We start from the raw sequence: 19,134 nt of genomic DNA, 5'->3' as shown, positions 1-19,134 counted from the left end.
TTAATTAAAATGTTACGTTAAGTCCAACAGACACACTTTTTTCTCTTGGGTAAGATAAATATTCCATACCTGCAGAAGGCACTCCATTCAAAGATTTATCAGTATCTACCTCAGGATCTGAACCTGAATAACCAGTAATTATGAATAAATTAGAACCATTTACATAAAAACGAGCTGTTTTAATTTTATATTTCTCTAAAGCATCTCCCTTAATTGTATAACCAAAAGTTAAATTACCCATTCTTAAGAAATCACCTTTTTCTAGGTATTTAGTAGATGGGGAGTTTGGATCTCCCTGAGCTTGAGGTGAAGTAGCTGCCTCTTGAGTAACGTTTCTTCCTCCAAGGAAAGCTCCTTTAAAGAAATAAGCATTAGTAGTATTATTGTAGATATAGTGACCAAATGCACCATAGAAAGAAGCACTGGCGTCAAATCCTTTATAAGCAAGATTAGTAGAGAAACCAACATTTATTTTTGGTAAAGGTTGTTTGTCCAATAATTTTTTAGCTGCTGTTCCTAAACCAGTATCATTACCAGCCGCATCAGCATAGATAGAATTTCCACTTGCATCATACCCTCTCCACTCATACATATAGTATGTATATGCCGGTTTATTATTCGTAATTACCTGCGCATAAGCATCTGACAATCCTTGCCCATTCAATCCACCTGTAGAGATGAAACCAGCAAAGTTTTTAACCTCATTGTTTAAGAAAGATGCATTTCCTGAGATGTCCCAAGTCAAATCTTCCGTATCAATTACTTTATAACTCAAAGAAACCTCAACACCTTTATTGATTAAATTCCCAGGTAAGTTTTTGAAACGTGGAGATGGTGGTCCAGGTTGAGTAGCAGCTGCAGGTACAGGGAAAATTAAATCCTTAGTATCTCTTTGGAAATAATCCAATGAACCTGTCAATTTATTATTAAACAATTCAAAATCAGTTCCCACACCATACGATTTAGTAGTTTCCCATTTCAAATCTGCATTAGAGTTCGTATCTACATTTAAAGTACCATTGATACCATAAGATCCTCTTGAAATTGCAGAGTTTGGCGCAAATTCCTGATTTCCTGTAATACCATAATTTCCTCTAATTTTGAAGTTGTTTACGATACCCTCTTTGCTATCTACCACTTTATAAGCGATACCTGCAGACGGAAAGTAATCATATTTGTTATTTACTCCCAATTTAGTAGATCCATCAGAACGCAAGGTAGCAGTAAGAATTAATTTTTTGTACAAAGTAGCGTTAATCCTACCAAAATAAGATTGCAATTCCACTCTATTTCTATAAGAAAAAACTCTAAACTCATTTTGAAGTCCACCTTCAATATTATCAATCAAGTTAGTCTGAGCCATATCATATCCTTTACCACTTGAGAAATTCCCATCGGCATTATAATCATAATATGAATATCCTACTAACGCATCTAAATTAAAGTTATCACCGAAGTCATTATTATAATTCAACGTATGTTCAAACGTTTTATTGAATTTATTTTGACTGTTGATTGAAGCTTGACCATGTTTTACTTCAGTTCCACCAGGAACAGCTGCCTGAGCAACGTTCAAAATATCAATAGTTGGCAATAATTGACTTTTTCTGCTTGAATTAGACCCTTCAATACCAAATAAGAATTGATATTTTAAGTGGCTATTAATCTTCCAAGTTGTGTTAATACTTCCTAATACCTTATTAGTGTTAGTGTAATCTTTGTACGCATTTAATAATTGTACTGGATTCAAATACGTATTACTAACTACATTATAAGTACCATTCGCATTATAGATAGGTAATGTTGGATTCCAATACAGAGCAGTACCAATTAAATTTCCGATAAAACCTGCATTATTGGACAGCAATGTAGTCTCATCTTTTAACGATGCATAAATCAATCTTGATTCTACTTTTAAAGCACCCCCGAAAAAATCATTCGAATTGTAAACAGAAGCAGAATATTTATCCAAACCTGAATTTTTAACAATACCGTTCGTATTTGATGCACCAAAAGATACTCTAGTGTTAGAGTTTTCAGTTGTTTTACTAAAAGACAAATCATGATTCATAGAGAAACCTTTACGCAAAACGGCATCTTTCCAGTCATAAGTTCTTGATCCTTTATCAACTCCACCTGCAGCAACAAATTCATCTGCACCCATCACACCAAATTTACCAGACATCTTACTAAATTGCACTGAAGAACTATATGTTAATTGAGGCTCTTTAGACTTTCCTTTTTTAGTAGTAATCACGATCACACCATTAGCACCACGAGAACCATAGATAGCCGTAGAAGAAGCATCTTTCAACACGCTTATACTTTCTATATCATTTTGATTCACAAAATTCAATGGATTTCTAGCTGAAGAAGCACCTAATAAATCATCTCCACCACCAGAAACATTTCCACCATCCAATGGCACACCATCAATAACAATTAATGGACCGTTTCCTGAACGAATAGAAGAGTTTCCACGAACTCTAATAGCAACACCTGCTCCTGGCTCTCCACTTGACTGAGTTACTTGCACACCCGCTACCTTACCTCTCAATAATTGAGCTGGTGAAGGAGAAGCTACATTATCAAAATCTTTCGCTCCAATTTGATCAACTGCACCAGTTGCATCTTTCTTTTTAACAGAACCGTAGCCAATAACTACTACTTCTTTTAATTCAGCAGAATCTTCTTTTAAGATTACTTTCACTGAGCTTTTTCCTGCTACACTTACTTCTTGAGTTTTAAGACCAATGTAACTGAAAACCAAAACTGCGTTTGAGCCAACATTTTTGATAGTAAAATTTCCATCGAGATCTGTTTGTGCTCCATTTGTTGTTCCTTTAACTAATATAGAAGCCCCTGGAAGCGGACCGCTAGCATCAGATACTGTACCGGACACATCTTGCGAATAGGTCAAACTAGTACATAGCATCGTTAGAAACACCATCAAGCCTTTTAGTAGACTATTTTTCATACGTAATAAATAAGTTGGTTAATAATTTGTTTTAATGGTTTGTTTTAAAATATGTCGTAAACATAATACTAATTTTATGATAATATTAAGAAAATTACAAACTATAACGTTTTCGTTAAGCCGAAAACGTTTTCGATTTTAAAAATTAATACTTCAAAATATTAATACTAAAATTATATTAAACACAAAAAAAAACACTTAAAAAAAAACAAATATTTAATATTAAGTCCTTTATATCTAAATTTATCTACGCTATCATCAACACAATCCTGCTTTATCAAAAAAGCATTGCGAATAAATCATTTTTATTATTATTTTAATGTCAAATTGAAACAATGACCTTTTTTTGTTGATTCTCTTTAGAAATACTATTTTAATTACAATCAAAATAAACATCTCGTTTCTAAAAAGGAAACTTCAGCCTAATAATATCATTTTAAAAAAATTTAACTTTTTGAAAAATTAAAAAGGCACCTAAAAACAAGAAAAAACCACGAATACACTGCTTATTACAATCCTTTAGGAAAGATTAAAAAGTGTATTCGTGGCTAAAAATATTGTTTTGTGTTATTTATTCTATTGTGATAGTTTTGTTATCCATTCCCAAACCGATTATTTTTAAAGACTTCCATTTTTTTGGCAACAGCCCTTTATTATATTGCAATCCGTGGTCTGTTTGCTCCACTCCTCCAAAACCATAAATTACTGCTTGAAGCATCGCACCGGCTCCAGTTGCAAAATAAGGGTTATTACTATTTGCTGATTCTGAGAATACCCCAAAAGGAGGTCGACTATTTGGCAAATATGATTTCACAAAATAACTATATGCTTTCTCTCTATCTCCTAATCGAGCATACAAAACAGATAAAACTCCTGAAGCCATTGCAGGACCATCTTTTTTATCAATTTTTTCGGCATAGTATTCCAAATCTCTTTTTATTTGATCTTTATCCGTGATTACGTGTAAAGGATACGCTAGTAAATTAACATCCGCTTGTTTAATAATTTGCCCTTGATATCCTTTGTAATTTTGGGTAATACCATTTTCGACATGAATTGCTAACTTATCCGATACTGCTACCCATTTTGCATCAATTGGTTCGTTCAAAATTGTGGCTGCCTTGATGGTATTTTTTAGTGATTCAATAGCTGAGGCATTTGTGAATGCATTATCATCGACATGCTGTGCATATTCATCCGCACCAACAACATTTAAAATAGAATAACTTCCATCTTTATTTTTAACTACACGGCTTACCCAGAAATCAGCAGTTTCTTTTAATACGTTCCATTCTTTTCTTAACCAAGACTTATCTTGTGTATAAGCGTAATAATTCCAAAACGCAATCGAAACATCAGCCGTAATATGTTGTTCAAAGATTCCTGTCAAAGCCCAAGTTGGCGTTGCTTCTTCTCCCGTGTCATCTGACTCCCATGGATACATCGCACCTTTATAGCCATATATGGTAGCTTTTTGTTTTGCTTTTTGCAAACGGTCTGAACGATAATCTAAGCAAGATTTTGCCATATCTGGCTGTAAGGCTAAAAGTGTAGGATACATCCAGAGTTCGCTATCCCAAAAAATATGTCCATTATATCCCTGAGAAGACAATCCCATAGGCGCAACACTTTGTCTTGTTTCCGGACGAATAAAGGAATACAAATTATACAAAGCGAATCTTACCCGTTGTTGCGAATCTAAATCTCCTTCGATCTGAATGTCTCCTGTATTCCATAATTCCGCCCAAGCATCTTTATGACGATTTAACAAATTATCAATTCCTTGTTGCAATGCGTATATAGGTTGTCTTTCGGATTCGTTCAATGGATCGGTAATGTCTTTTGAAGTACAAATTCCACCGGCAATGGCAAATCGATATTTTTTTCCTTTCAATAATTTTTTTGAAAAACCAACTTCATTTCCTACTTGCTTCAATGTTTCACTTTGCCCGTCAAAAAGAAATGTAGTCGATGCTGAAACTATATACTTACCTGTTAATGTTTTTGCAGTTGTTCCAAAAACAGGCATCATGTATTGATTATCTTTTAAAACCCGATATTGACTTTTGGCTTCTTTCAATTCATCAGGGACAATCATATAATTATAAGCCTTTATCGCGATATCTTTATTAGGAGTAATTTCGACAATTGCCATAGCAGAATATGGAACCGCTCTATTTGCTAAAATTGTATAATTAATACTTGCAAAATCTTTAAACGTAAACGAAGTGGTACTTGTTCCTTCTTTCATAGAAATCACTTGACTCCAATTATCGATATTGTCCGATTTTATTTCTTGATTGTCTATAGTTAGGTGTAAGTTTAAAAATTCAATCCCTCTCACAATTCTGCTTATTCCATTTTCAGGACTACCATCGTAAACACCATTAAGAATTATTTCTTTTGTTTTTAAAGGAGTATCGTCTGTAACAATTCCTATTTGACCATTTGCCATAGCAACTCCATAATAATTTTCTCTGGAGTTTGCATATAAATGCCACTCATCTGATTTTGTTTGACCAAAAACAATTGGACTCAGGAAAAACAGGAATATCAGGCTTTTAAAATTTGAAATCATAATTGTAATTTTTTAATAATATATTCAAACTTATATAATTAATTTGTTAAAAAATTAAATAATCTCATATAGTACGTTGATTACAAATCGAAAACGTTTTCGACTTACCGAAAACGTTTTTGATTACAACAGATTGAATAATTTAAAAAAAGAATTCTATTTTTATAGAGATAATATAAAAATAAATCCTTTTTTAAATGAAGTTCGCAAGTATTAGTTTAATCATTTTATTTTTCTTTGGAGCTTTATTATCTATCTTTTCTTGTAAAAAAGAAGAAAATAACACCATCATTACTGTAAATTCTTCTGAAAAAATAGAAATTGACTCTTCAAAAAGATATAAAGAACCTTTTCGTCCGCAATTTCATTTTTCTCCAGAAAAAAACTGGATGAATGATCCTAATGGGATGGTGTATTATAAAGGTGTTTATCATTTGTTTTACCAATATTACCCAAATGATATTGTGTGGGGACCAATGCACTGGGGGCATGCAACTAGTACGGATTTAATTCATTGGAAACACAAGAATATTGCCTTATATCCTGATAAATTAGGACTCATCTTTTCAGGAAGCGCCGTTATGGACCTAAATAACTCTTCAGGATTAGGGACTAAAGCCAACCCACCAATGATTGCTATTTTCACCTATCATAATATGGATGGCGAAAAAACAGGAAAAACAAATTTTCAAACACAAGGATTGGCCTATAGTTTAGACGAAGGAGACACTTGGTCAAAATATGAAGGAAATCCAATCTTAGGAAATTCCGGTTTAAAAGATTTTAGAGATCCCAAAGTTTTCTGGAACACCGAAACTAATCTTTGGAATTTGGTTTTAGTAGCCGGTGACCATGCTCAATTTTATAGTTCAAAAAATCTAATTACTTGGATATTCGAAAGTGAATTTGGTAAAAACCATGGTGCTCATGGTGGCGTTTGGGAATGTCCTGATATTTTCAAATTAAAAGTAGCTAATTCAAATGAAGAAAAATGGGTGTTGCTTATAAGTATTAATCCAGGAGCCCCAAATGGCGGTTCAGGTACGCAATATTTCATTGGCAATTTTGACGGAAAAACTTTTTATACAACCCAAAAAGAAACTAAATGGATTGATTATGGAGCAGATAATTATGCAGGAGTTACTTATAATGATGCCCCAAATGACAAACGCATATTTATAGGTTGGATGAGCAATTGGCTTTATGCCCGAAATACCCCGACAAAAAATTGGAGAAGTGCCATGACACTGCCCAGAGAACTTTCACTTGAAAAATTAGGCGTGAATTATATTTTAAAAAGCATTCCTGTCGAACAGCTAAAAAAACAAATGATTTCTGAATTTTCAAAAGAGAAAATAGACATTACTGCAAATCAAACTGTCACTATAAAACACAACAACCTCAATCAATCAGAAATAAAATTTAAAGCACAGTCAAAGAATCTAAAACTGATATTTTCTAATAATACAAAAGATTCTTTAGTAATTGATTATGATGCTACACAAAAAACATTTTCCATAGACAGACGACATTCAGGGATAGTAAATTTTGAAGAAAATTTTGGAAAAAAAATTCATAAAACATCAATTCCAAATATTGTTTCAGAAACTATTGATTATCGAATTCTTCTAGATTGGTCTTCCATAGAAATTTTCTTAAATGAAGGGATTTACAGTTTTACAGAACAAATTTTCCCTAAAAAGCCCTATACCGTTTTACACATTCAATCGAATCAAGATCAAGAAATTAAAACCATTACTATAAATAAAATAAAAGAAATTTGGAAAAATTAACACCCGTCTAGCGAATAAAAAACCAAAAACTATTAACCAAAAACATAACAAATGAATAACGTTCGAAATTGGTCTCTCACCGTAGCTGTAGCGGGATTTTTATTTGGCTTTGACACTGTAGTAATATCCGGTGCAAATTTGCCAATCAAAGAATTATGGCACACCACCCCATTATTTCATGGCATTTTTATCATGTCGATGGCATTGTGGGGAACTGTTTTTGGTGCCTTATTCGGTGGAATACCATGTGATAAATTGGGTAGAAAAAAGACTCTTTTTTGGATTGGTATCTTATTTTTAGTATCAGCATTAGGTTCCGCATTAGCGCCAAATCCTTATCTCTTTTCATTATTCCGTTTTATAGGAGGAATCGGCGTTGGAGCTTCCTCTGTAGCTGCACCTATCTATATTTCTGAAATTTCCACAGCAAAAAACAGAGGTAAATTAGTTGCTTTATTCCAATTCAACATTGTATTTGGAATCTTAATTGCATTCTTTTCTAATTATTTGTTCGAAGGATTTGCTGGTGCAAATGACTGGCGATGGATGATTGGAATAGTCGCTTTACCTGCATTTATTTATAGCATTATTGTTTTGAAAATTCCAGACAGTCCACGCTGGTTAATTTTAAAAAAGAGAGACGATGCTGCTGGTTTGAAAGTATTGGAAATGATTTATACTAAAGAAGAAGCTTTAGAAAATTTTGAGGAAATTAAAAAAGATGTTATTGACTCCACAGTCAAAGAAACCATTTTTTCAAAAAAATATAAACTACCGGTAATTTTAGCTTTTCTGCTTGCTTTTTTCAACCAATTATCAGGAATCAATTTTATCTTATACTACGCGCCTGAAATATTAGAAATGGCAGGATTAGGCTCGAAAGAATCTTTAATGAACTCCATATTAATTGGATTAATAAATTTGATTTTTACTATTATTGGTATGCGATTAATAGATGTTCTGGGAAGAAAACAACTGATGATAATTGGCTCCATTGGATACATTGTGAGTTTAACTATGGTAGCTTTGGCTTTTCATAATAATTTAGGTTCGATTATTTTAATGGTATCCATCTTATTATTTATAGCCTCACATGCTATAGGACAAGGAGCTGTAATTTGGGTATTTATCTCCGAAATATTCCCAAATAATGTAAGGGCAAACGGACAATCGTTTGGGACTGGAATTCATTGGATTTTTGCAGCTTTAATCACTTTAGCCGGACCAGTTGTAATTGATTTATTTAAAGAAAACCCTTGGCCTATATTTGCCTTTTTTGCCTTTATGATGGTTCTGCAATTGGTATTTGTACTATTTATGATGCCCGAAACTAAAGGATTATCACTAGAAGAATTAGAACATAAAATGCTTAACAATGAATAATATCAAAAAAGAAATCAGCGTCGTTTGTTTTGGAGAAGTATTGTTTGATGTTTTCCCTTCACATAAAAAAATTGGCGGAGCACCCTTGAATGTGGCTCTTCGACTAGCTTCACTAGGAGTAAAAGCTCAAATAATAAGCCGTGTTGGAAATGATATGATAGGCAAAGAATTACTAGAATTTATCAAAGAGAATGGTGTATCAACAAACACTATTCAAATCGATGATTCCTTTTCAACTGGTGAGGTATTGGTCCAATTAGATAACAGAGGATCAGCATCCTATACAATCAATTATCCTGTTGCTTGGGATAAAATAGAATGCAATCCAGAAATTGAAAATGTGGTAAAAAAAGCTAATGCATTTGTTTACGGAAGCCTTGTTTGCAGGGATTTGATTTCGTTTACTACTTTGTTGGAACTTATTAATTATGCCAAATACAAAATATTTGACGTCAATTTACGGGCACCATTTTACACTAAAGAAGCACTTATTCGATTAATGCTACAATCTGATTTTATAAAATTTAATGATGATGAATTGTATGAAATAAGTAGTTTTCTTAAGTCTCCTTATCATTCATTGGAACAAAACATTCTTTTTATTGCGGAGCAAACAAATACAAAACATGTCTGCGTAACCAAAGGTAGCCACGGAGCCGTTTTATATTACAACGGAAAAATGTATTACAATAGTGGCTATAAAATTGATATTATTGATACTGTAGGCTCCGGCGATTCATTTTTAGCCGCATTACTTTGCAAATTATTAAACAATGACGAACCCCAAAATGCTATTGATTTTGCTTGTGCTATGGGTGCTTTAGTAGCAAAAAATGAAGGTGCAAACCCCAAAATAACAGACAAAACGATTCATGCATTTATGAACCCTACAAAAAAATAACACCAAATAATCCTGATACCATTAATAAAAACAACCATGAAACCTATTATCAAATCATGCTTATTTTCAGCTATGATGCTATTCGCGGCTGAAAGCACAATCGCACAAAACATGTCAGTAAAAACAACTCAAAAAAATGATCCCAAATGGTGGAAAGAAGCTGTTGTATATCAAATATATCCTAGAAGTTTCAAGGACAGTGATGGCGATGGGGTTGGCGATTTAAAAGGAATTATATCCAAGTTAGATTATGTTAAAAGCCTGGGAATAGATGCAGTTTGGCTTAATCCTATTTATACTTCTCCAAATGATGATAATGGCTATGATATTAGCAATTATCGTGAAATTATGAAGGATTTTGGAACTATGGAAGATTTTGACCTTTTATTAAAAGAAATGCACAAGCGAGATATCAAACTTGTCATGGATTTAGTGGTAAATCACAGTAGTGATGAGCATGAATGGTTCAAACAATCCAGAAGCTCCAGAGATAATAAATATAGAGATTATTACCATTGGTGGCCAGCCGAAAAAGGGAAACCACCTTACAGATGGAGCTTTTTTGACGTCAATAGTGATGCTTGGAAATATGATACGCAAACGGATTCCTATTATCTTCATTATTTTTCTCAAAAACAACCTGATTTAAATTGGGAGAACCCAAAAGTCAGGTATGAAGTCTATGATATCATGAAATTTTGGTTAGACAAAGGCATTGATGGTTTTAGAATGGATGCATTTCAATTTGCTTCAAAAGACACAACTTGGCCAGAATTACCAAAAGGATATGAAAAAAACATCATAAAATACTATGGAGTCGGTCCTCATTTACATGAATATTTACAGGAAATGAATAGAGAAGTTTTTAGTAAATACGACATTATGACCGTTGCTGAAGGTGCTGGTAGTTCTCCAGAAGATGCGATGCAATTTGTAGATCCAGACCGAAAAGAATTAAACATGGCATACCATTTTGAAAGTGTTGATATTGGTACACATTTAAAAGATTTTGGCCTTGTAAAATACAAAGAAATTTTTTCTCGTTATGATGAAGTCTTTAAAGACAAAGGTTGGCTTTCTATTTTTCTCGCTAATCATGATCAACCCAGAATGGTCAGCAAGTTTGGTAATGATACTCCTGAATTTCGAGAAATTTCATCAAAAATGCTTTCTACTTTTGTGATGACAATGCGAGGAACTCCTTACTATTATTATGGAGATGAATTAGGAATGGTCAACATTCGATTCAATTCAATTGATGATTACCACGATGTTGACACTCGCAACAAATACATTGGATTAAAAAATAAAGGGGGTGATTTGAATGCGTTTTTAGAAGGTCAAAAACAAACTTCTAGAGAAAATGGAAGAACGCCTTTTCAATGGAATGATACTCAAAACGCAGGTTTTACTAGTGGAACACCATGGCTGAAAGTAAATCCAAATTATAAAACCATAAATGCAGAAGCAGAAGAAAAAGATCCAAATTCAGTATTAAATTATTTTAGAAAATTAGTACAAATACGCAAAAAAGAACCAACGCTTGTTTATGGAAAATATACATTATTAGACAAAGAAAATCCAAATGTATATGCTTACACAAGAGAACTGGACGGTAAAAAATTATTGGTGTTATTGAATTTTACCGATAAAAATAGCACCTACAAAATAGGGATTTCAGTTGCTAAATCTAAAATTATTTTAGATAATTATGCTGGAACTAAAAAACTAAAAAATAACATCTTACGTCCTTACGAAGCCATCGTAATAGAGCTTAAATAATAATAAAAGATATAAAATTCATAATTTAAAATTAAACTGTTTCTTGAAAATTGAATTACAATAAATAAATTGTAAATTCGTTTTTCAAGAAGCAGTTTTTTATTCGGCTTTTATAGAGTATCGAAATATGAATAACACCACTCTCAAACAAATTGCCAATCAACTAGGAATTTCTATAACAACCGTTTCAAAGTCTTTGAAAGGTTACTCGGATGTAAGTGAAAAGACAAAAAATGCAGTTATTGAATTAGCAAATCAGCTAAACTATACTCCAAACAGTTTTGCAGTAAACTTAAGAACAAAAGAGTCTAAAACAATAGGTTTGATAATCCCTACGCTTGTTCATGACTTTTTTTCAAATGTTATTCAAGGAATTCTTGAAGAAGCTGAGAAGAGGGATTACCTGGTTATTATTTTACAATCAAATGAAAAGTTTGAGTTTGAAAAAAAACAGATTGACCTTTTATTGAATAAAAGAGTTGATGGAATTTTAATGTCTTTATCTAACGAAACTGGCGAATTTGAACATTTAAAGACAATCCTTTCTCATAATACTCCACTCGTACTTTTTGATAAAATTGCGAAACTTGTTAACTGTTCTAAAGTAACTATTAACGATAGAAAAGCAGCTTATGATGCCGTTAGTTATCTTATAAAAAAAGGATATAAAAAAATTGCTCATTTTAGAGGTTCCTATTTGCCACAAAATTCCATCGATCGATTTTTAGGATACAAAAAAGCATTAGAAGACAATAACATCATCTATGACTCGTCACTGGTTTATGTGTGTGATAACAACATGGATTTTGAAAATGGATATCAAAACGCAAAAAAAGTAGTCAATGAACATCCTGAAATCGATGCTATTTTTGCAGTTACTGATTTAGTTGCAGTTGGAATTATTAAATACTTGAATGAAATAGGCATTGCTATTCCAACACAGATTGCAGTTTTGGGTTTTAGTAATTGGTTTATGTCAAGTGTAATAAGTCCAAAACTTTCAACGATTGACCAACCTGGATTTGAAATTGGAAGAAAATCAGCATCAATTTTATTCGATGAAATTAATTTAAAAAAAAACAATTTACCTATAGTTTTTCAGTCAATTGAATTAGCAACAAGTATAATTGAAAGACAGTCTACTTAATAAATCTAACTGTTTAATAAAAACAACACACTACGTATTTCGCAATTTAACTAATCTGTATTAATTTGTTTATTTTGATAAAAAAAACAGAAATACGATAAAAATTAATATCTTGTAAAAGAATATATGAAAGTAAAGCCGTTTTTAATAAATATTAATTAAGACAAAGGCTTATCGAATTTCAAAGAAAACTGTTCCTAAAAAATATTTTTATAAAATTAAATACGTAGAAATCCAATTCATGAAAGATATCACTCTTAAGGAAATTGCAACAAAATTAGGAATTTCAATAACAACTGTTTCAAAAGCATTGAAAAACTATCCTGATGTTAGTGCAAAAACGAAACAAGCAGTAATTGATCTTGCTCAAAATCTACATTATACACCTAACAGCTTTGCCGTAAATTTAAGAACAAAAGAATCAAAAACTATTGGTTTAATTATTCCGGAAGTAGTGCATCACTTTTTTTCGAATGTGGTAAATGCTATTATTGATGAAGCGGAAAAAAATGGCTATTTAGTTATTATTCTACAATCAAATGAGTCATTAGAATTAGAAAAAAAACAAGTAGAACTTCTGATCAAGAAAAGAGTTGATGGAATTATTATTTCACTTTCTAACGAATCAAATAACGACGATCACTTAAAAGAAATAATCAACAGGAATATTCCTTTTGTAATGTTTGATAAAATAAACAAACTAATTTCTTGCTCAAAAGTAATTATAGATGACCAAAAAGCAGCATTTAACGCTGTTCAACACTTAATAGACAATGGCTGTAAAAAAATCGTCCATATCCGCGGCCCTTTAAACCCCCAAAATTCAATTGACCGTTATATAGGATATAAAAAAGCTTTAGAAAAAAATAATATCCTTTTTGATACCAAATTAGTTTATACCTGTGAAACCGTGTCTTTTCAGGAAGGAGTAGATTTCGCAAAACAAATAATAAAAGATCATCCTGATGTTGACGGAGTATTTGCAGTTACTGATTTGGTTGCAGTAGGTGTATTATCTCATTTTAATGACAACAAAATTAAAGTTCCTCAACAAGTTGCTGTAATTGGTTTTAGCAATTGGTTTATGTCACAAGTACTGACCCCTAAATTGAGCACTATAGATCAGCCAAGCCATGAAATGGGAATTGAGTCTTTTAATTTATTATTAGAAGAAATGAATTGTCATAAAGAAGGAATTCCTTTTACACCAAGAACTATTGAATTAGAAACAAGTGTTATTATTAGAGAATCTTCTATAAAGAATTAATTTGCTTAACTTAAATTAGCTGATCTAAAATATCAAATTACTCTAAAAATTCAATATTTCGTTTCATTCCTTGAAATTTTGCTCTTTTAAGTGGCGAATTTTTAAACACAACTCTAAATGTTTCTTCTGTAATTTCTTTCCAATCTTTTTTGGACATGGAAAGCAATTCAGGATTTGGCCTAAACAAAGGCTCGTTATGAGCTTTTGAAAACTTATTCCACGGACAAACGTCTTGACAAACATCACAACCAAAAGCCCAATCATCAAATTTTTCTTTCATCTCTTGAGGAATATTCTCTTTTAACTCTATTGTAAAATAAGAAATACATTTACTGCCATCTACAATATAGGGTCCTATAATCGCTTCAGTTGGACAAGCATCAATACAAGCAGTACAAGTCCCACAATGATCTGATGTAGCATTATCATGCTCTAAATCTAAGTCGATAATTAGTTCGGCAATAAAATAAAAAGAACCTACTTTTTGAGTCAGCAAATTACTGTTTTTACCAATCCAGCCCAAACCACTTTTGGCAGCCCAAGCCTTGTCTAGAACTGGTGCTGAATCAACAAAGGCACGCCCAGAAACTTCACCAATTGTTGACTGAATCGAAAATAAAAATTCTTTAAGCTTTTCCTTAATGACAAAATGATAATCTTGTCCATAAGCATATTTTGAAATTTTATAAGAATCCGGATTTTGAAGTTCCTCGGGATAATAATTTAATAAAAGAGAAACTACGCTTTTAGCATCATCGACAAGTAAGACTGGATTTAAACGTTTGTCAAAATGATTTTCCATGTATGCCATTTCACCATTTCTATTTCTATTTAACCAATTTTCTAAGCGTGGCGCTTCCTCTTCTAAAAACTGGGCTTTCGAAATACCACAAGCCAAAAAACCGAGGCGTTTAGCTTCCGATTTTATGAATTGTGTGTATTTAGATTTTTGAATTATGACGCAAAAGTTAAAAATTAATAGTTTATTCAAACTAGCCCTGATTACTTTACTTAGCTACTATTTTATGGAAGTTCAGTGAACTTCGTTTGAAGTGGCATCCTATCTTGTTTTTCACGAGATAGATATAGCGAATAGCAGGACAAGAGGTAACGAACTGACGAAGTAAATAGCTCACAAAATTAAAACAATCCGCCTTGAATATTCGTATTTAATTTACCCAAATGTTTATAGGCCTTGTCAGTAACTTCTCTACCCCTTGGGGTTCTCATGATAAATCCTTCTTGAATAAGAAACGGCTCGTAAACTTCCTCGATTGTTTCACTACTTTCGGACACGGCTGTCGCCAAAGTTGATAAACCAACAGGTCCGCCTTTGAACTTATCGATAATAGTAGTTAAAATTTTATTGTCCATTTCATCTAATCCATGAGCATCTACATTTAAAGCTTTCAGCGCATAACGAGCAATTTCGATGTCAATTTTACCATTCCCTTTTATTTGGGCAAAATCACGAACCCGACGCAATAATGCATTGGCAATACGGGGCGTTCCTCTACTTCTACCTGCAATTTCGATTGCAGCTTCCATAGTGATAGGCATTTTGAAAATAGCGGCGCTTCGTTCTACAATTGTAGTTAATAACTCCGTTGTATAATATTGCAGGCGTGAGGATATTCCAAAACGAGCTCTCATGGGCGCTGTCAATAGTCCAGAACGAGTTGTTGCACCAATTAAAGTAAATGGATTTAGATTAATTTGGACTGTTCTTGCATTTGGCCCAGATTCTATCATTATATCAATCTTGAAGTCTTCCATTGCTGAATACAAATACTCTTCAACTATGGGACTTAAACGATGGATTTCATCAATGAACAAGACATCCCTTTCTTCTAGATTGGTCAACAACCCAGCTAAATCACCTGGTTTGTCTAAAACAGGTCCTGAAGTAATTTTTATACCCACTTGCAACTCATTGGCAAGAATATTCGCCAAAGTTGTTTTTCCTAAACCTGGAGGACCATGAAAAAGGGTGTGATCAAGTGCTTCATTTCTTTGATTTGCTGCTTGAACAAAAACTTTTAAATTTTCTAATATTTGGTCTTGACCGGCAAAATCATCGAATGAAAGCGGTCTTAATTTTTTTTCAAGATCAAGCTCATCTGCATTATAACCGTTTGTCGTTGGATCTAAATTTTCATTCATTCAACAAAGATAAAGAAAGTATTTAGTTTGGCAGAATTCCCTTTGAAGACTTTATAAAAATTATTAATGAAAACAACTGTAAAACTAAATAGATAATTATCATACCGTTATAAAATAAAAAAGCCTCTACTTTCGCAGAGGCTATATATATTTCGATTAATGGTGTAAAACTTCTTCACCTTCTTTCATGGGAACATTTTGAGGCACAAAATCTTCATCATGAGCAGGGTTACTGTAATCATATGGCCAACGGTGAACTTCAGGAATTTCTCCTGGCCAGTTACCATGGATATGCTCCACTGGTGCAGTCCACTCTAGTGTATTTGATTTCCAAGGATTTTGAACTGTTCTTTTACCGTAGAAAATACTACTAAAAAAATTATATAAGAAAACCAATTGAAATGCTCCTCCAATTAATGCAAAAGTAGTAATAAGAACATTTACATTTTGTAAGTCGTCAAACAATGGAAAATTAGTGTTCGTGTAATAACGTCTTGGCAAACCAGCTAATCCAATAAAGTGCATTGGAAAAAACACACCATAAGCACAAATAGCAGTTACCCAAAAGTGAACATAACCTAAGTTTTTATTAAGCATTCTTCCAAACATTTTTGGAAACCAGTGATAAATACCGGCAAACATACCATAAAGAGCAGAAATACCCATCACTAAATGGAAGTGAGCCACTACAAAATAGGTATCGTGAACATTGATATCCAATGTACTATCTCCAAGGATAATACCTGTTAAACCACCTGTTATGAAAGTAGAAACTAAACCAATTGAAAACAACATCGCTGGGTTCAACTGTAAATTTCCTTTCCAAAGTGTTGTAATATAATTAAAAGCTTTCACGGCAGAAGGAATCGCAATTAACAAAGTCGTAAATGTAAATACAGATCCTAAAAATGGATTCATACCCGAGATAAACATATGATGACCCCAAACAATTGTTGATAAGAATGCGATTGCCAAAATTGACATAATCATCGCTCTATAACCAAAAATTGGTTTACGAGAATTAGTTGCAATAACTTCAGATGTGATTCCTAAAGCTGGTAATAATACAATATAAACTTCAGGATGTCCTAAGAACCAAAATAAGTGCTCAAACAAAACTGGAGAACCACCTTGATAATGTAAAACTTCACCTGCAATATAAATATCAGATAAGAAGAATGAAGTTCCAAAACTTCTGTCAAAAATCAACAATAAAGCAGCTGATAATAAAACTGGAAAAGAAACGATACCAATAATTGCAGTTACAAAGAAAGCCCAAATAGTAAGAGGCAATCTTGTCATTGACATTCCTTTAGTTCTAAGATTTATTACAGTAACAACATAATTTAATGACCCCATTAATGATGAAGCAATAAATATAGCCATAGAAACCAACCATAGAGTCATACCCATACCAGAACCAGGAATCGCTTGTGGAAGCGCACTCAATGGAGGATAAATAGTCCAACCAGCTGAAGCAGGTCCTGCCTCAACAAATAATGAACTAATCATGATTACACTTGATAAAAAGAATAACCAATACGAAATCATATTCATAAAACCTGATGCCATATCTCGAGCACCAATTTGAAGTGGTATTAGCAGGTTACTAAAAGTACCACTTAATCCGGCGGTAAGAACAAAGAAAACCATTATTGTTCCATGAATAGTAACTAATGCCAAATAAATATCATTTGCCATAACTCCGTCTGGAGCAAATTTATCACCCAATAATATATTGAATATTTTAAATGATTGTTCTGGCCATGCCAATTGCATTCTAAAAAGCATAGACATACCCACACCTATTACTCCCATAATAATACCTGTTATCAAGTATTGTTTGGCAATCATTTTGTGATCAATACTAAAGATATATTTAGTAATAAAAGTGTCTTTATGGTGATGTTCGTGTTCGTGATCGTGTGCTTGATCGTGACCTTCTGCTGACATATGTGTATACTTTAAATTTTCTTAATAATTATTTCATAGCTATTTTAGCAATAGCTGCGGTGTCTTTGGCACCAGTAGAATCTTTACCAGTTCTCCCTTCTACTGGAGCAGGTGCATTGGCAGCTTTAACCTCTTGAACTAATACTGCTTTATCACTTAACCATTTTTTGTACTCTTCCGGAGTATCAACAACAATTTTCATTTGCATATTGTAATGAGAAGCTCCACAAATTTTGTTACATAATAACAGATAATCAAAAGTGTAAGGATCCAAAGCTGTTTCACCATTAGCAACTAACTCTATACTTTTCTTAGATCTAAGATCATTAATATGGGCTACCTTTTCAATCATAAAAGGTAAATCTCTATATTCAGCTGTAGTATAAATTGGAGTAAAAGCAAATTCAGTAACCATTCCGGGAACACAATTCATTTGAGCTCTAAAATAAGGCATGTAAGCAGAGTGTAAAACATCCTGAGAACGCATTTTAAAATGTATTTTTTTTCCTTTAGGTATATGCAATTCGGAAACAACTATATCATCTTGAGAATAAGGATCCCCTAAATCAACACCAAGCGTGTTAACACCCTCAATATATCTAACGTTAGCTTTACCCAAAACATTATCATTTCCTGCATATCGTGCAGTCCATTTAAATTGTTGTGCATATAATTCAATTACAACGGTATCCTCTTCATCATCAATAAACATGATATTAGTCCAAGCATAAAGACCATAAAGAATTAAACCTGCAAGAACTACCGCCGGAATAACACTCCAAATCGCCTCTAGTTTATTATTATCAGCAAAGTACAATGCTTTTTGATCTTTTTTACCTCTGTATTTAAAGGCAAAATAATGCAACAAAACTTGCGTGATTGCCTGAACAATAAAAATCAAAACCCAAGTAATATTCATAAGACTATCTACAAGAGACCCATGCTCTGAAGCTGGAGTATGAAGTACGAGTGGACCCCATTTAAACAATCCATAGATTGTGAAAATGTAAATAAATGCTAAGAAGCCGAACATTAAATAACCCTGTACATTATTATCATTATCCGTAGCTACTTGAGAACTATCCGGATTTGATCCTACTTGAGTTAGGTCGAATATTTTAGTCAATTGCCATAAAGCAACAGCTAATAAAACTAAAACTATAATTACCAACAAACTTGTCATCTGTTTT

Annotated in this window: 12 protein-coding genes; 6 read left to right on the top strand and 6 right to left on the bottom strand. The window is 32.8% G+C overall.

All coding sequences use genetic code 11. From position 1 onward, the window contains the following. Positions 1–4: 4 nt before the first annotated feature. Entirely contained in the window at positions 5–2,977 is a 2,973-nt protein-coding gene (locus ACNQGG_RS02275; protein ID WP_417961136.1) for a SusC/RagA family TonB-linked outer membrane protein, read from the bottom strand. 571 nt (positions 2,978–3,548) lie between these two features. Next, positions 3,549–5,555, bottom strand: a complete 2,007-nt coding sequence (locus tag ACNQGG_RS02270; protein ID WP_417961134.1) for a glycosyl hydrolase family 95 catalytic domain-containing protein — start codon at positions 5,553–5,555, stop codon at positions 3,549–3,551. 197 nt (positions 5,556–5,752) lie between these two features. Between ACNQGG_RS02270 and ACNQGG_RS02265 the strand changes: the two genes are divergently transcribed. The 6 genes from ACNQGG_RS02265 (at position 5,753) to ACNQGG_RS02240 (ending at position 13,828) form a co-directional block, all read left to right on the top strand. Further along, a complete protein-coding gene (locus ACNQGG_RS02265) occupies positions 5,753–7,348 on the top strand; it encodes a glycoside hydrolase family 32 protein (protein WP_417961132.1) in 1,596 nt (531 codons plus the stop codon). A gap of 51 nt (positions 7,349–7,399) precedes the next feature. Continuing rightward, a complete protein-coding gene (locus ACNQGG_RS02260; protein ID WP_417961130.1) occupies positions 7,400–8,731 on the top strand; it encodes a sugar porter family MFS transporter in 1,332 nt (443 codons plus the stop codon). Continuing rightward, positions 8,724–9,632 (top strand): carbohydrate kinase family protein, encoded by a 909-nt coding sequence (locus ACNQGG_RS02255; protein ID WP_417961128.1) that lies wholly within the window; start codon positions 8,724–8,726, stop codon positions 9,630–9,632. Before ACNQGG_RS02260 ends, ACNQGG_RS02255 begins: the two co-directional genes overlap by 8 nt. A 36-nt stretch (positions 9,633–9,668) precedes the next feature. Beyond that, complete coding sequence (locus tag ACNQGG_RS02250) at positions 9,669–11,414, top strand: glycoside hydrolase family 13 protein (protein ID WP_417961126.1); 1,746 nt, start codon at positions 9,669–9,671, stop codon at positions 11,412–11,414. 127 nt (positions 11,415–11,541) lie between these two features. Next, complete coding sequence (locus ACNQGG_RS02245) at positions 11,542–12,561, top strand: LacI family DNA-binding transcriptional regulator (RefSeq protein WP_417961124.1); 1,020 nt, start codon at positions 11,542–11,544, stop codon at positions 12,559–12,561. Between the two features lie 241 nt (positions 12,562–12,802). Further along, positions 12,803–13,828: a LacI family DNA-binding transcriptional regulator gene (locus tag ACNQGG_RS02240; RefSeq protein ID WP_417961122.1), complete on the top strand. Its 1,026-nt coding sequence runs from the start codon at positions 12,803–12,805 to the stop codon at positions 13,826–13,828. Between the two features lie 37 nt (positions 13,829–13,865). On the opposite strand, the gene queG is transcribed toward ACNQGG_RS02240, so the two are convergent. The 4 genes from queG to ACNQGG_RS02220 form a co-directional block, all read right to left on the bottom strand. Then, on the bottom strand, positions 13,866–14,819 hold the full coding sequence (gene queG / locus ACNQGG_RS02235; protein ID WP_417961120.1) for a tRNA epoxyqueuosine(34) reductase QueG: 954 nt from the start codon (positions 14,817–14,819) through the stop codon (positions 13,866–13,868). Positions 14,820–14,968: 149 nt separating this feature from the next. Continuing rightward, positions 14,969–15,991, bottom strand: a complete 1,023-nt coding sequence (gene ruvB, locus ACNQGG_RS02230) for a Holliday junction branch migration DNA helicase RuvB (protein ID WP_416849403.1) — start codon at positions 15,989–15,991, stop codon at positions 14,969–14,971. Between the two features lie 156 nt (positions 15,992–16,147). Next, on the bottom strand, positions 16,148–17,944 hold the full coding sequence (locus tag ACNQGG_RS02225) for a cytochrome c oxidase subunit I (protein ID WP_417961117.1): 1,797 nt from the start codon (positions 17,942–17,944) through the stop codon (positions 16,148–16,150). Between the two features lie 28 nt (positions 17,945–17,972). Then, positions 17,973–19,127 carry a cytochrome c oxidase subunit II gene (locus tag ACNQGG_RS02220; protein ID WP_417961115.1) on the bottom strand — a complete coding sequence of 385 codons (1,155 nt, stop codon included), beginning with the start codon at positions 19,125–19,127 and terminating at the stop codon, positions 17,973–17,975. Positions 19,128–19,134 lie beyond the last annotated feature (7 nt).

Origin of the sequence: Flavobacterium esculini (assembly GCF_048284325.1) — a bacterium.
Classification (GTDB): Bacteria; Bacteroidota; Bacteroidia; order Flavobacteriales; family Flavobacteriaceae; genus Flavobacterium.
Note: the sequence above shows the minus strand (reverse complement) of the source record. Positions and strands in the feature narration are given on the sequence as shown.